This window comes from Pseudomonas sp. B21-047, assembly GCF_024748775.1.
GTDB lineage: Bacteria > Pseudomonadota > Gammaproteobacteria > Pseudomonadales > Pseudomonadaceae > Aquipseudomonas > Aquipseudomonas capeferrum.
In genome coordinates, this window is sequence record NZ_CP087169.1 from 1,197,119 (window position 1) to 1,211,302 (window position 14,184).

Below are 14,184 nucleotides of genomic sequence, written 5' to 3' on the forward strand. Positions count from 1 at the left end.
GGTGAATAGGGATGAATGATCTACCGATCGAAGGTTTCGCGACCGCCAACGAAAATTCGGCGATGGTCCTGTTGGTCGACGATCAGGCGATGATCGGCGAAGCGGTGCGTCGTGGCCTGGCCCACGAAGACAACATCGACTTCCACTTCTGCGCCGACCCGCACCAGGCCGTGGCACAGGCCATGCGCATCAAGCCGACGGTCATCCTGCAGGACCTGATCATGCCGGGCCTGGATGGGCTGACCCTGGTGCGCGAGTACCGCAACAACCCGGTTACCCAGGATATCCCGATCATCGTGCTGTCGACCAAGGAAGACCCGCTGGTCAAGAGCGCGGCGTTTGCTGCGGGGGCCAACGACTACCTGGTCAAGTTGCCAGACAACATCGAGCTGGTGGCGCGTATTCGCTACCACTCACGCTCCTACCTGACCTTGCTCCAGCGTGACGAAGCCTACCGCGCCCTGCGTGTGAGCCAGCAACAGTTGCTCGATTCCAACCTGATGCTGCAGCGGCTGATGAATTCCGATGGCCTGACCGGGCTTTCCAACCGGCGCCATTTCGACGAGTACCTGGAGCTGGAATGGCGCCGGGCCATGCGCGAGCAGCAGCAGCTGTCGTTGCTGATGATCGACGTCGACTACTTCAAGGCCTACAACGATAACTTCGGTCACCTGGCCGGTGACGAGGCGTTGCGCCAGGTGGCCGAAGCGATTCGCGGCTCGTGTTCGCGGCCGACCGATCTGCCGGCGCGCTATGGGGGCGAGGAGTTTGCCCTGGTGCTGCCCAATACATCCCCGGGGGGCGCGCGGCTGATTGCCGAGAAATTGCGCCAGACCGTGGTGGGGTTGGGTATTGCCCATACGGCGCCAGCGGCTGATGCGCGGTTGACCGTGAGCATTGGCCTGGCGACGCAGACGCCGGCGGTTGGCGGGCATTGCCGGCAGCTGATTTCGGCGGCGGACAAGGGCTTGTACCAGGCCAAGAACAGCGGGCGTAATCAGGTGGGGGTTGCCTGAGGGCGAGATCGAGCGCCGCCCGCGCGGCGCTCGATCTCCCAGGCGCCGAAAGCCTATAGCCCAACACATCGTAAATCCCCCAAACCTACCGCCCGGCGGGTCTGCCGCCCCGCGTCTGAGTCAGTTATACTCGCAGGCTTTTCACCGAATTCGCACGAGAGCCTCCCCCCATGGAAATCCAACCGATCCTGAACACCATCAAGGACCTCACCGAGCGTTCCCAGTCCATTCGGGGGTATCTTTGACTACGATCACAAGCATGACCGCCTGATCGAAGTCAACCGCGAGCTGGAAGACCCCAGCGTCTGGAACAAGCCTGAGTACGCCCAGGAACTGGGCCGTGAGCTTGCGTCGCTGAAAACCATCGTCGGCACACTGGATGAACTCGCCGGTGGCCTGAGCGATTGCCGCGACCTGCTGGACATGGCCGTCGAAGAGAACGACGAAGGCGCCGTCGACGACGTGGTCGCCGAGCTGCAGCGCCTGGAAGAATCCCTCGCCCAGCTGGAATTCCGCCGCATGTTCAGCGGCGAGATGGACATGAACAACGCCTACCTGGACATCCAGGCCGGTTCCGGCGGTACCGAAGCCCAGGACTGGGCCAACATCCTGCTGCGCATGTACCTGCGCTGGGCGGACAAGCGCGGCTTCGATGCCACCATCATGGAACTGTCCGAAGGTGAAGTCGCCGGCATCAAGGGCGCTACCGTGCACATCAAGGGCGAATACGCCTTCGGCTGGCTGCGTACCGAAATCGGCGTGCACCGCCTGGTGCGCAAGAGCCCGTTCGACTCCGGCGCTCGTCGCCACACCTCGTTTTCGGCCGTGTTCGTATCGCCTGAAATCGACGACAAGGTCGAGATCGAGATCAACCCGTCCGACCTGCGCATCGACACCTACCGCTCCTCCGGTGCCGGTGGCCAGCACGTCAACACCACCGACTCGGCGGTGCGTATCACCCACGTGCCGACCAACACCGTGGTCAGCTGCCAGAACGAACGCTCCCAGCACGCCAACAAAGACACCGCCATGAAAATGCTGCGGGCCAAGTTGTACGAGCTGGAAATGCAGAAGCGCAGCGCCGCTTCCCAAGCCCTGGAAGACAGCAAGTCGGACATCGGTTGGGGCCACCAGATCCGCTCGTACGTGCTCGACGCGTCGCGGATCAAGGACCTGCGCACCAACGTTGAGCGCAGCGACTGCAACAAGGTGCTCGACGGCGACATCGACGAATACCTCGAAGCCAGCCTGAAACAGGGCCTGTAAGCTTCACTCCTGCTGAGAAGACCCTCGCCTGCGGGCGAGGGCAATGAATTCCCTGATGGAAGATGTGACCACATGAGCGACCTCAATAGCGCACCGCAAGACCTGCAACAGGAAGAAAACGCCCTGATCGCCCTGCGCAAGGAAAAACTTGCCGCAGAGCGCGCCAAGGGCAATGCCTTCCCCAATGACTTCCGTCGCGACAGCTACTGCAACGACCTGCAGAAGCAGTACGCCGACAAGACCAAGGAAGAACTGGAAGCTGCAGCGATTCCGGTCAAGGTTGCCGGGCGCATCATGCTCAACCGTGGCTCGTTCATGGTCATCCAGGACATGACCGGCCGTATCCAGGTCTACGTCAACCGCAAGACCCTGCCAGAAGAAACCCTGGCCGCCGTCAAGACCTGGGACCTGGGCGACATCATCAGCGCCGAAGGCACCCTGGCCCGTTCCGGCAAGGGCGACCTGTACGTCGAGATGACCAACGTGCGCCTGCTGACCAAGTCGCTGCGTCCGCTGCCCGACAAGCACCACGGCCTGACCGACACCGAACAGCGCTACCGTCAGCGTTACGTCGACCTGATGGTCAACGAAGAAACCCGCCACACCTTCCGCGTTCGCTCGCAGGTGATCTCGCACATCCGCAAGTTCCTGATCGAGCGCGACTTCCTCGAAGTCGAAACGCCGATGTTGCAGACCATCCCCGGCGGCGCCGCGGCCAAGCCGTTCGAAACCCACCACAACGCCCTGGACATGGCCATGTTCCTGCGCATCGCGCCGGAGCTGTACCTCAAGCGCCTGGTGGTCGGTGGCTTCGAGAAAGTCTTCGAGATCAATCGCAACTTCCGTAACGAAGGCGTTTCAACCCGGCATAACCCCGAGTTCACCATGCTCGAGTTCTACCAGGCCTACGCCGACTACAACGACAACATGGACCTCACCGAGGAACTGTTCCGCGAGCTGGCGCAGCTGGTGCTGGGCAGCACCGACGTACCGTACGGCGACAAGGTGTTCCACTTTGGCGAGCCGTTCGTGCGCCTGTCGGTGTTCGACTCGATCCTCAAGTACAACCCCGAGCTGACCGCCGCCGACCTGCAGGACGTCGACAAGGCCCGTGACATCGCCAAGAAAGCCGGTGCCAAGGTGCTCGGCCATGAAGGCCTGGGCAAGTTGCAGGTGATGATTTTCGAAGAGCTGGTCGAGCACAAACTGGAGCAGCCGCACTTCATTACCGAATACCCGTTCGAAGTCTCGCCGCTGGCCCGTCGCAACGACGACAACCCGGCCGTGACCGACCGCTTCGAGCTGTTCATCGGTGGCCGCGAGATCGCCAACGCCTACTCCGAGCTCAACGATGCCGAAGACCAGGCCGAGCGCTTCCTGGCCCAGGTGGCCGAGAAAGATGCCGGTGACGACGAAGCCATGCACTACGATGCCGACTTCGTCCGTGCCCTGGAGTACGGCATGCCGCCGACCGCCGGTGAAGGCATCGGCATCGACCGCCTGGTGATGCTGCTGACCAACTCGCCGTCGATTCGCGATGTGATCCTGTTCCCACATATGCGTCCGCAGGCCTGAGTGATCTGAGAAAGCCGCCTCTAGGGGCGGCTTTTTCGTGCCTGAAGCTTTATGTTGTCAGTGCGCGCTTTTTCGCGGGTAAACCTGCGCAAGGGCCGTCGCAGCCAGCACACCGTCCGTGAGGTAACCCCGTGTCCCCCGTAATCGCCCCGCAAGGCGCCGCCGGCATCGCCACCGCCGTCGCCGAAAGCGTGCAATACCAAGGCCGCAAGACTGCCCGCCAAGGCAGCGAGCAGCGCCGCCAACTGATCCTCGACGCCGCCATGCGCATCGTCGTGCGCGATGGTGTACGTGGTGTGCGCCACCGCGCGGTGGCCGCCGAGGCAGGTGTGCCATTGTCGGCCACCACCTATTACTTCAAGGACATCGAGGACCTGCTCACCGATACCTTCGCCCAGTACGTCGAGCGCAGCGCCGCCTACATGGCCAAGCTCTGGGCCAACACTGAGGTAGTGCTGCGCCAGATGCTGGCCCAGGGTGATGGCAGCCCGCAGGCGAGGGCGCGGCTGGCCGACGAAGTGGCGCGCATGACCGCTGACTATGTGTCCCGCCAGTTGCTCAATCGCCGCGACTTCCTCATGGCCGAGCAGGCGTTCCGCCAGGAGGCGCTGCTGTGCCCACGTCTGGCCGAACTGGTGTGCGCCCACGAGCAGATCCTTCTGCACGGTACCCGACAGTTGCTGCAGGTGGTCGGGTCGCGGCAACCGGAACAGGACGCCCAGATGTTGACGGCGATTATCGAGCAGATGGAATATCAGGGCCTGCTCAAGGATGCGAACGCGCAAGCCGATGGGCAGATGCTCGCTATGCTTACCCGTTACCTGCACCTGGTGTTGGCATTGGCCTGAGCACAGACCTGAATTTTCAAGGAGAACCTGATGAAAGCCTGGCGTGTGGTGTTGTTGACTCTGTCATTCCTGCTGCTAGGCGGTTGTCTGGTGACCTTTCACGAGCCGTTGCCGAGCAACCAGGCCGCGCCCAAGGCTCTGCTCGGCAAATGGAGCAGCAAGGACGCCTGGGGCGAGCCGCTGAAACTTGCGATCAGCCGCAGTGGCGGCGATGCCTACAAGGCCGTGGCCACGGCCAAGGGCAAGGCCCCCGAAGCGTATGTGTTCACCGTGTCGCGCCACGGCAATCGCTGGTACCTCTCGGCCGGCGTGCCCAAGCGCCTGGGCGGTAATTTCCTGATTGGCGGTTTCGAAGTCATCGATGGCAAGGAACTGGTGGTGTACAACCTCGATGTCGAGCAGGTGCAGCAGGCTGTCGAGAAGAAAGAACTGACTGGGCGCAGCACCGAGGTGCCGGAAGACAATGGTGAGGGCGTGCTGATCGACAGCCCATCGGCGCGGGTGCTGGCCTATCTGGACGACCCGGCCAACTCCGACCTGTTCGTCGAGGTGGCGCGCTTCCAGCGCAGCGGCAAGTAGTTGCCTGTACTGCCCTCTAGCAAGGAGTCCTCAGTGGACGAGTACCAACAGACCATCCGTGCACTGTCCGACCGCATCGTCGCGGCGCAGACCCCCATTCGTGTGCTCGACGCGGTGAAGTGGGACGACAACATCCGCCACGGCTTCCTCAAGGCCAAGGGCAAAGAGCCACCTGCCGTAGACCGCGCCTATTACCAGTCGCGCCCGTTGTCGTTCGACTCCAGTGCGGTCAAGGCCGAATTCCAGAGCATCGAGCGCGACATCACCCGCCGGCTGGGCCAGTTCAACCCGGTCGGGCAGATCATGCGGCGCATGTGCAAGGAGTACCGCATGGTGGTGCGCATGCTCGAGGCGCGTGGCACCGAAGACTTCGGGCTAATCTCGCAGGAGCTCTACGGCGCCGCCTCCGACGCCTTCCATGCCGGTGACCCGACCCTGGCCGACCTGGGCCTGATGCTTTCGGACTACCTGAACAACATCGATGGCCGTGGCGACCTCAAGGACGAGCCGAAGAACCTGACCGCCAAGGAGGCCGTGGACATCCTCCAGCGCCGCCTGAACAAGGTGTTCGGCGAGGCCGAAGAAACTATCCGTGTGTTCGAGTCCGACGGCATCGTCGCCGACGCAGCGGCGGGGGCCGACTACATCAAGGTGCGCGCCGACGCCATGTTCAACAGCCGCGACGTGCGTGCGCTGGAGGTGCACGAGGGGCTGGTGCATGTCGGCACCACGCTCAACGGCCTCAACCAGCCGATCTGCACCTTCCTGGCCAAAGGGCCACCCTCGTCGACGGTGACCCAGGAAGGGCTGGCGATTCTCATGGAGGTGATTGCCTTCGCCTCTTACCCCAGCCGCCTGCGCAAGCTCACCAACCGCACGCGCGCCATCCACATGGTCGAGGAAGGCGCCGATTTCCTCCAGGTATTCGAGTTTTTCCGCGCCCAGGGCTTTGAAATGGCGCAGAGCTACAGCAACGCCAGCCGGGTGTTCCGCGGCTCGGTGCCCAATGGGCTGCCATTCACCAAGGACTTGTCCTACCTCAAGGGCTTCATCATGGTTTACAACTACATTCAGTTGGCCGTGAAGAAGGGCAAGCTCGAGCAGATCCCGCTGCTGTTCTGTGGCAAGACCACCCTGGAAGACATGCGCACCCTGCGCCAACTGGTCGAGGAAGGGCTGGTGGAACCGCCCAAGTACTTGCCCGAACAGTTCCGTGACCTCAACGCGCTGTCGGCCTGGATGTGCTTCTCCAACTTCCTCAACCACCTGAGCCTGGATCGCATTGAAGCCGACTACGCGAACATTCTCTGAGCGCTGCCGCCTGCTGGTACTCGGTGTGCTCCTGCTGGGCCTGAGCGGGTGCAGCAGCCTGCTGTTCTACCCCGAGCCGGGCCAACCGTTCACGCCGGAACGGGCCAAGCTGGAATACCGTGACGTTACTCTGACCACCGCCGACGGTTTGCGCCTGCATGGCTGGTGGCTGCCGGCCAAGGCCGGTGTCGAGGTCAAGGGCACGGTGTTGCACCTGCATGGCAACGGCGGCAACCTGGCCGGCCATCTGGGGGGCAGCTACTGGCTGCCGGAGCAGGGCTACCAGGTACTGATGGTCGACTACCGGGGTTATGGGCTGTCTCAGGGCAAACCGGGTTTGCCGGAGGTCTACCAGGACATTGCGGCGGCCATGGGCTGGCTGGACCAGGCGCCCGAGGTCAAGGGCAAGCCACTGGTGCTGCTGGGGCAGAGCCTGGGCGGCGCCATGGCCATCCACTACCTGGCGGCCCACCCCGAACAGCGCCAGCGCTTCAGCGCGCTGGTGTTCGATGGCGTGCCGGCCAGCTACCGTGCGGTCGGGCGGTTTGCCCTGAGTACGTCGTGGATGACCTGGCCGTTGCAGGTGCCGCTGTCGTGGCTGGTGCCCGACAGTGACAGTGCGATCCGTTCGGTCGAGCGCCTGGACGGCCCGCCGAAGCTGTTCTTCCACAGTATCGACGACCACCTGGTGCCGATGGACAACGGCATCCGCCTGTACCAGCACGCGCCACCGCCGCGGGTACTGCAACTGACCCGTGGCGGCCATGTGCAGACCTTCGCTGACCCGGTGTGGCGCCAGGTAATGCTGCGCTTTCTGGACGACCCGAGTCATTTCAACGGCCTACGGCGGCTTGCCGAAGTGCCCAATTACCCTGACGAGAAGAACAAGCAATGAGTGAAGAACGCAACGCCATCCCGCTGATCCTGACCGGCGTCGGCAGCATCATCGTGACGGTGGGGGCCCTCTGGTACTACGGTTACCTGCATTTCGCCAAGCCTGAAGACGCCCTGTTGCTGCAGGATTTCACCATGCTCAAGACCCTGCCAGGCGAGGATTACAAAGTCTCGCTCGACCCGGCCCCACAGGTGGCCCAGTGCGTGGACGGTGTGCTGGTGCTGTTCGATACCCAACAGAAAGGCCTGACCGGCGTGCTGGTCGACGACCGCAAGCGTGCGGTGCGCTGCATGGGTGAGGACACACCGCAGCAGGTGCAGTGAGCTGCGATCTGTGCTTCTGCACCGGCCCTTTGTGGCGTCGAACCGCCGCGTAAGTGCGGGTGCCGGCAACGACATCCCTTGAGTTTTCGCGCAAACTGGATCTGCAATTGGCTTTCCAGTTTTCTGAATTCTTTCTGTGCCCGGATATTGAATTCAAGACCGTGTTTTTTTTCTGCCTTCGGCTTCAGCGATGAGCTCATCGATATCTACTTTCACTGTGGGCTCGCCACGTCGCTGGCGTACCAGCTCAGCCAACTGCATGTCGTCGATCAATTCCATCATCGCTTCGTAGCGTTCTGGAGGTACCGCATAGAACGCCGGCTCGTTGCGATTGAGGATGACCACCGTTTCACCAGCAGCTTCACGGATCGTGCCCATTGGGTCCTTTTTCAGGTCTGTGATGGATGCTGCCAGATCGGCTAGAACCGGGTATGTCATAGTTGTATCAACCCGTGAATGAAGCTATTGATGACACTATTCTAGGTCCTTGGTAAGTGCTTTTAAAGGTGCTTTCAACTTTGCGGGCAAATAAAAACCCCGCCATCAGGGCGTAATGCTGTTCACTTAGGGCTGCTGCGCAGCCCATCGCGGCACAAGGCCGCTCCTACAACGTCAGCGTAAGCCAATATTCAGGGGCTCACGCGGATACTGTAGGAGCGGCCTTGTGCCGCGAAAGGGCCGCAGAGCGGCCCCCGGCGAACTTAAGTGAACAGCATTACGCCATCAGGGCGGGATTTATATGCAGCTAGCCAGCCTTACTGCGCCTGGCTCACCGAGCGCGGTGCCACCGGCTGGTTGTCGTTGGAGATGGTCACCTCTACCCGACGGTTCTGTGCACGGCCCGAGTTGCTGCCGTTGTCAGCCACCGGGTACTCCTTGCCATAGCCCTGAGCGACGATGCGTGCCGGGTCTACGCCTGCACGTACCAGCGCCATGCGCACGGCAGCGGCGCGGCGCTCGGAGAGGGTCTGGTTGTAGTTGGCCGAACCGACGCTGTCGGTGTAGCCCTCTACGATCACCTTGCGCTCCGGGTTTTCCTGAAGGAACTGGGCCAGTTTGGTCACGTTGGGGTAGGCGTTGCTCTTGAGCACGGCCTTGTTGAAGTCGAACAGCACGTCGCCGAAGGTGACCAGCGTACCGCGGTCGGTCTGCTTGGCATTGAGGCTGTCCTGCAGCTTGGCGATCTGCGCATCGCGGGCATCCAGTTTGGCCTGGGCGCGTTGGGCGGAGGCGTTTTTCAGTTCGCCTTCGGCGGTGCGCAGGGCGATGGTCTGCTTGGCGACCTCGACCCGCTGGTTGGTCAGATAGGCGAGTTGGTCGACCTTTTTCTGGTCCTCGCGATCCATGTAGGCCTTGTCGGCTTTGTTCAGCCAGTCCTGGGCATCCTTGGTTTCCAGCGCCGCGACCTTGCTCGACTGCGGGTCGCTCTGCAGCGCGGAGAAGTTGGTGCGGGCCGACTCAAGGTTGGCGTTCGGGTCGTGCGAGCAGGCAGCAAGACCGACGCTCAGGGCCAGCAGGGCGGGAATCATGACGTGTTTGCGCATAGTGTTCATCCTTTGATCGAGTGCGAAGGCTAAGGGAAGTCGGGCAGGGCTCACTGAGCGCTGCGCAGGCCTTCCTCACGTACGTCCTGAACGCCCTGGCGGGCATCCTGCACGGCCTTCTGGGCCTTGGCCGCCTGAGCCTTGCGTTCGGCGAGGCGGGCGTCCCATTCGGCTTGTTCGGCCAGACGCTTGGCGTCGTCGTAGTTCTTGTCATGCATGGCGATTTCAGCCTGCTTGAACTTGTCCTGGGCCGCTTTCATTTCAACGGCGGCGAACTCGGTACCGCCGGCACTGACGGCAGAGTTCACGGCGGACTGGGTAACGGCATACTGCTCGGTGGGCGGGTTGCCCGCACAGCCGGCCAGGACCAGGCTACTGCCCAGGGCCAGCGCGGCCAGCTTGAACCCGCGCACATGAGTGGATGAGGGTTTGAAAGTGCGGGTCTTCATGGTGGTCAGCTCCATTGGATCACTCCTGATAACGACGATGTCCGTAGCAGTCCATCGCTTATTCCCTGACAGTTGCCGTGTACTTCAGCTGAACGGTGCACGAGGGCAGTGTGCAGGGTTTTAGCGTGATGGCTATTTGCTCGGACTCGGGCGTTTTTCGAATAGTTCAGAAAAAAGTGCCGTTGACGGATAACTTTTTCTGACTGATTGGTCAGTGAGGTTTACCTGGAACTTTCAGCGCCATGGGCGGTATTCCGGGCCTTGCAGGCCCGGAAACAGGGGGTGGGGTGGTTATGTTTCGCTGTCATCAGCAGTGCTGCTGAGTTCCTGCAGGTGACGGCGAGACAACGACAGAAAACGCGGGGTAGGGCCGATGTCTTCGAACAGTGGGTCACCTTCTTCATCGGTGGCGATAACCTGGCGCCCCTGTACATAAGGGAAGCTGGCTTCCAGTTCCTCAAGGGCTGCCGCCACCAATTCGCCGAGCAGTTCTTCGGCGGTACGTTTGGGGTACATGTCGATCAGCGCGGCCAGGCGCGCCTCCGACTCCAGGTCCAGATGCAGTACATGGCCGGTACGGCTCAGGGTACCTGCGGCATTCTGTTCCCAGTGCTGGGCGAGTTCACGGATTTTCATGATGACCTCTGTCAACGCCTCGAAAGGCTGCATTGCATCGGAGTGCTCTGCTTGCACTTTAGTTTGCTTTGCCGATCGCGGCTTGGCTGGGGCGCTTGCCATCGACGCTTGGCTGTGGGCACTCTTGGCCCAGTGCTGTTTCCTGAACGAGTGCGCCAAGGCTGCGCCACAGAGAGGGCCAATGACCGATATCGATGTGCGTTTGCGTGAAGATGTCCATGTGTTGGGGGAGTTGCTCGGCGAAACCATTCGTCAGCAGCACGGGGATGCGTTTTTGCAGAAGATCGAAGCCATTCGTCACAGCGCCAAGGCCGACCGCCGGGTGGCTGGCGAGCAATTGAGCTCGACCCTGGCGGACCTGGCCGATGAAGACTTGCTGCCAGTGGCCCGGGCGTTCAACCAGTTTCTCAACCTGGCCAACATGGCCGAGCAGTACCAGTTGATCCGCCGTCGCGATGCTGACCAGCCAGAGCCATTCGAAGCGCGGGTGCTGCCCGAGCTGCTGGCACGCCTGAAGCAGGCCGGGCATGGCAACGACGCCTTGGCCCGGCAGTTGGCCAAGCTCGATATCCAGCTGGTGCTGACGGCCCACCCCACCGAGGTCGCGCGCCGCACCTTGATCCAGAAGTACGATGCCATCGCCGCTCAGTTGGCAGCCCAGGACCATCGCGACCTGACCCCTGGCGAGCGCCAGCAGGTGCGCGAGCGCCTGCGCCGGCTGATCGCCGAAGCCTGGCACACCGAAGAGATCCGCCGTACCCGGCCCACCCCGGTGGACGAGGCCAAGTGGGGCTTTGCGGTGATCGAACATTCCTTGTGGCAGGCCATCCCCAACCACCTGCGCAAGGTCGACAAGGCGCTGCACGATGCCACCGGGCTGCGCCTGCCGCTGGAGGCCGCACCGATCCGCTTCGCCTCCTGGATGGGCGGCGACCGCGACGGCAACCCCAATGTCACGGCCGCAGTCACCCGCGAAGTGCTGTTGCTGGCGCGCTGGATGGCGGCCGACCTGTTCCTGCGCGATATCGACGCCTTGGCTGCAGAATTGTCCATGCAACACGCCAGCAGCGCGCTGCGTGAGCGGGTCGGCGACAGCGCCGAACCTTACCGCGCCGTGCTCAAGCAATTGCGTGAGCGCCTGCGGGCGACCCGCGCCTGGGCGCATGCCGCCTTGACCAGCAGCCAGCCCGCCGGTGCCGAAGTGCTGGTGGACAACCGCGACCTGATCGCGCCGCTGGAGCTGTGCTATCAATCGCTGCATGAATGCGGCATGGGCGTGATCGCCGAAGGGCCGCTGCTCGACTGCCTGCGCCGTGCCGTGACCTTTGGCCTGTACCTGGGGCGCCTGGACGTGCGCCAGGACGCTGCCCGGCACCGCGATGCCCTGACCGAGATCACCGATTACCTGGGCTTGGGGCGCTACGCCGAGTGGGATGAAGAGCAACGTATCGCGTTCCTCCTGGCCGAACTGAAAAACCGCCGGCCGCTGCTGCCGGCGCACTTCCAGCCCCAGGCGGAAACCGCCGAGGTGCTGGCCACCTGCCGGGAGATTGCGGCGGCGCCGGCCGCTTCGTTGGGCTCCTATGTCATCTCCATGGCCGGTGCCGCGTCGGATGTGCTGGCGGTGCAACTGCTGCTCAAGGAAGCCGGGCTGACCCGCCCGATGCGCGTGGTACCGCTGTTCGAGACCTTGGCCGACTTGGACAACGCCGGCCCGGTGATGCAGCGCCTGCTTGGCCTGCCGGGCTATCGCGCCGGCCTGCGCGGCCCGCAGGAAGTGATGATCGGCTATTCCGACTCCGCCAAGGACGCCGGCACCACGGCAGCCGCCTGGGCACAGTACCGGGCCCAGGAAAACCTGGTGCGCATCTGCCGCGAGCATCAAGTCGAGTTGTTGTTGTTCCACGGCCGTGGCGGCACCGTTGGCCGTGGCGGCGGCCCGGCGCACGCGGCGATCCTGTCGCAGCCACCGGGCTCGGTGGCTGGGCGGTTCCGCACCACCGAGCAGGGCGAGATGATCCGCTTCAAGTTCGGTTTGCCTGGCATTGCCGAACAAAACCTCAACCTGTACCTGGCGGCCGTGCTGGAGGCCACCTTGTTACCGCCACCCCCGCCGCAGCCTGCCTGGCGTGAGGTGATGGACCAACTGGCTGCTGATGGGGTGCAGGCGTATCGCAGCGTGGTGCGTGACAACCCCGATTTTGTCGAGTATTTCCGCCAGTCGACGCCGGAGCAGGAGTTGGGGCGCCTGCCTTTGGGCAGCCGCCCGGCCAAGCGCCGCGCCGGCGGCATCGAGAGCCTGCGGGCCATCCCGTGGATCTTCGGCTGGACCCAGACGCGCCTGATGCTGCCAGCCTGGCTGGGCTGGGAAACCGCCTTGAACAATGCCTTGCAACGCGGCCAGGGCGAACTGTTGGCGCAGATGCGCGAACAATGGCCGTTCTTCCGCACCCGTATCGACATGCTGGAGATGGTGTTGGCCAAGGCCGATGCTCAAATCGCCGAGGCCTACGACGAACGTCTGGTGCAACCGGACCTGCTTCCTTTAGGTGTGCACCTGCGCGACCTATTGTCGCAGTCCTGCCAGGTGGTACTGGGCTTGACCGGGCAGCCGGTGCTACTGGCGCACAGCCCCGAAACCCTGGAATTCATCAGCCTGCGCAACACTTACCTGGACCCGCTGCACCGCCTTCAGGCCGAGCTGCTGGCGCGTTCGCGCAGGCGCGAAGCCGCTCTGGACAGCCCGCTGGAGCAGGCCTTGCTGGTCACCGTGGCGGGCATCGCCGCGGGCCTGCGCAACACCGGCTGAGGCCGCGTCTGGTTTGCCAGGCGCAGGTGTGAGGAGGGAGGCCATCAGGAATGGGGAGGGCGGTTGCGCCGAGCGCAACCGCTTGCCGGGCAGGTCGCAAGTGGCGCATTCCTGCAACTTTGGGACGCTTGTCTGGCTGCCGGGCGCTGTGTATCTTGAGCAGCCTTCTGACCGATTTATGGTCATACCCGATTTTCCGGACTTGGCCCTGGTTGCCGAATCCATTGAATTTCATAAAAAAATTTGAGGAGCACGAGATGCGCGTAATTCTGCTGGGAGCTCCCGGGGCCGGTAAAGGTACTCAGGCAAAGTTCATCACCGAGAAGTTCGGTATTCCACAGATCTCCACCGGTGACATGCTGCGTGCCGCCGTCAAGGCCGGTACCCCGCTGGGCCTGGAACTGAAGAAAGTCATGGATGCCGGCCAGCTGGTCTCCGACGATCTGATCATCAGCCTGGTAAAGGAGCGCATCGCCCAGCCGGATTGCGCCAACGGCTGCCTGTTCGACGGCTTCCCACGGACCATTCCGCAAGCCGAAGCCATGGTCGCCGCCGGTGTCGACATCGACGCCGTGGTCGAAATCGCCGTTGACGATGAAGAAATCGTTGGCCGTATGGCCGGTCGCCGTGTGCACCTGGCCTCGGGCCGCACCTACCACATTCAGTACAACCCGCCGAAAGTGGCAGGCAAGGACGACGAGACCGGCGAAGACCTGATCCAGCGCGACGACGACAAGGAAGAAACCGTGCGTCATCGCCTGTCGGTCTACCACACCCAGACCAAGCCGCTGGTCGAGTTCTACCAGAAGCTGTCGGCTGCAAATGCTGGCAAGCCGAAGTACAGCCACATCGAAGGTGTCGGTTCGGTCGACGCCATCACCGCCAAGGTACTGGCAGCCCTGAGCTGATCCATCGCCTTGCATCACAACGGCC

General features: G+C 62.8%; 14 protein-coding genes. 10 read left to right on the forward strand and 4 right to left on the reverse strand.

Annotated elements, in window-relative coordinates; translation table 11 throughout:
- Positions 1–11 precede the first annotated feature (11 nt).
- From wspR to LOY26_RS05515, 8 genes are all read left to right on the forward strand, one after another.
- Entirely contained in the window at positions 12–1,016 is a 1,005-nt protein-coding gene (gene wspR / locus LOY26_RS05480; protein ID WP_186654387.1) for a Wsp signal transduction system regulator diguanylate cyclase WspR, read from the forward strand.
- Positions 1,017–1,186: 170 nt separating this feature from the next.
- A protein-coding gene (gene prfB / locus LOY26_RS05485; RefSeq protein WP_143500723.1) for a peptide chain release factor 2 occupies positions 1,187–2,282 on the forward strand; the annotation gives its coding sequence in 2 pieces (ribosomal slippage) (positions 1,187–1,258 and positions 1,260–2,282; 1,095 coding nt in all).
- Between the two features lie 72 nt (positions 2,283–2,354).
- Positions 2,355–3,857 carry a lysine--tRNA ligase gene (gene lysS, locus LOY26_RS05490; RefSeq protein WP_033700926.1) on the forward strand — a complete coding sequence of 501 codons (1,503 nt, stop codon included), beginning with the start codon at positions 2,355–2,357 and terminating at the stop codon, positions 3,855–3,857.
- Between the two features lie 143 nt (positions 3,858–4,000).
- On the forward strand, positions 4,001–4,705 hold the full coding sequence (locus LOY26_RS05495; RefSeq protein WP_186654680.1) for a TetR/AcrR family transcriptional regulator: 705 nt from the start codon (positions 4,001–4,003) through the stop codon (positions 4,703–4,705).
- Positions 4,706–4,735: 30 nt separating this feature from the next.
- Positions 4,736–5,284 (forward strand): lipoprotein, encoded by a 549-nt coding sequence (locus LOY26_RS05500; protein WP_033700924.1) that lies wholly within the window; start codon positions 4,736–4,738, stop codon positions 5,282–5,284.
- Positions 5,285–5,317: 33 nt separating this feature from the next.
- Positions 5,318–6,595 carry a flavohemoglobin expression-modulating QEGLA motif protein gene (locus LOY26_RS05505; RefSeq protein WP_033700922.1) on the forward strand — a complete coding sequence of 426 codons (1,278 nt, stop codon included), beginning with the start codon at positions 5,318–5,320 and terminating at the stop codon, positions 6,593–6,595.
- Positions 6,567–7,490: an alpha/beta hydrolase gene (locus LOY26_RS05510; RefSeq protein WP_047581562.1), complete on the forward strand. Its 924-nt coding sequence runs from the start codon at positions 6,567–6,569 to the stop codon at positions 7,488–7,490. Before LOY26_RS05505 ends, LOY26_RS05510 begins: the two co-directional genes overlap by 29 nt.
- Entirely contained in the window at positions 7,487–7,813 is a 327-nt protein-coding gene (locus LOY26_RS05515; protein ID WP_033700920.1) for a hypothetical protein, read from the forward strand. The genes LOY26_RS05510 and LOY26_RS05515 overlap by 4 nt, the downstream gene beginning before the upstream one ends.
- Positions 7,814–7,966: 153 nt before the next feature.
- Here LOY26_RS05515 and LOY26_RS05520 read toward each other — a convergent pair whose 3' ends face one another.
- The 4 genes from LOY26_RS05520 to LOY26_RS05535 form a co-directional block, all read right to left on the reverse strand.
- Positions 7,967–8,251: a type II toxin-antitoxin system Phd/YefM family antitoxin gene (locus tag LOY26_RS05520; RefSeq protein ID WP_258714472.1), complete on the reverse strand. Its 285-nt coding sequence runs from the start codon at positions 8,249–8,251 to the stop codon at positions 7,967–7,969.
- A 317-nt stretch (positions 8,252–8,568) separates the two neighbouring features.
- Positions 8,569–9,357: an OmpA family protein gene (locus LOY26_RS05525; RefSeq protein WP_033700919.1), complete on the reverse strand. Its 789-nt coding sequence runs from the start codon at positions 9,355–9,357 to the stop codon at positions 8,569–8,571.
- A gap of 50 nt (positions 9,358–9,407) precedes the next feature.
- On the reverse strand, positions 9,408–9,821 hold the full coding sequence (locus tag LOY26_RS05530; protein ID WP_186654392.1) for a DUF4398 domain-containing protein: 414 nt from the start codon (positions 9,819–9,821) through the stop codon (positions 9,408–9,410).
- 276 nt (positions 9,822–10,097) lie between these two features.
- Positions 10,098–10,442 carry a pilin assembly protein gene (locus LOY26_RS05535; RefSeq protein WP_186654394.1) on the reverse strand — a complete coding sequence of 115 codons (345 nt, stop codon included), beginning with the start codon at positions 10,440–10,442 and terminating at the stop codon, positions 10,098–10,100.
- A gap of 181 nt (positions 10,443–10,623) precedes the next feature.
- Between LOY26_RS05535 and ppc the strand changes: the two genes are divergently transcribed.
- Positions 10,624–13,251 carry a phosphoenolpyruvate carboxylase gene (ppc, locus tag LOY26_RS05540; RefSeq protein ID WP_258714473.1) on the forward strand — a complete coding sequence of 876 codons (2,628 nt, stop codon included), beginning with the start codon at positions 10,624–10,626 and terminating at the stop codon, positions 13,249–13,251.
- A 257-nt stretch (positions 13,252–13,508) separates the two neighbouring features.
- Positions 13,509–14,159, forward strand: a complete 651-nt coding sequence (gene adk, locus LOY26_RS05545) for an adenylate kinase (RefSeq protein ID WP_186654400.1) — start codon at positions 13,509–13,511, stop codon at positions 14,157–14,159.
- Positions 14,160–14,184 lie beyond the last annotated feature (25 nt).

Excerpts from the sequence above, each read along its gene's own strand:
- adk (WP_186654400.1), top strand. The coding sequence starts at position 13,509 with ATGCGCGTAATTCTGCTGGGAGCTCCCGGGGCCGGTAAAGGTACTCAG.
- LOY26_RS05520 (WP_258714472.1), bottom strand. The coding sequence starts at position 8,251 with ATGACATACCCGGTTCTAGCCGATCTGGCAGCATCCATCACAGACCTG.
- LOY26_RS05530 (WP_186654392.1), bottom strand. The coding sequence starts at position 9,821 with ATGGAGCTGACCACCATGAAGACCCGCACTTTCAAACCCTCATCCACT.
- LOY26_RS05525 (WP_033700919.1), bottom strand. The coding sequence starts at position 9,357 with ATGCGCAAACACGTCATGATTCCCGCCCTGCTGGCCCTGAGCGTCGGT.
- LOY26_RS05535 (WP_186654394.1), bottom strand. The coding sequence starts at position 10,442 with ATGAAAATCCGTGAACTCGCCCAGCACTGGGAACAGAATGCCGCAGGT.
- LOY26_RS05515 (WP_033700920.1), top strand. The coding sequence starts at position 7,487 with ATGAGTGAAGAACGCAACGCCATCCCGCTGATCCTGACCGGCGTCGGC.
- wspR (WP_186654387.1), top strand. The coding sequence starts at position 12 with ATGAATGATCTACCGATCGAAGGTTTCGCGACCGCCAACGAAAATTCG.
- ppc (WP_258714473.1), top strand. The coding sequence starts at position 10,624 with ATGACCGATATCGATGTGCGTTTGCGTGAAGATGTCCATGTGTTGGGG.
- lysS (WP_033700926.1), top strand. The coding sequence starts at position 2,355 with ATGAGCGACCTCAATAGCGCACCGCAAGACCTGCAACAGGAAGAAAAC.
- LOY26_RS05500 (WP_033700924.1), top strand. The coding sequence starts at position 4,736 with ATGAAAGCCTGGCGTGTGGTGTTGTTGACTCTGTCATTCCTGCTGCTA.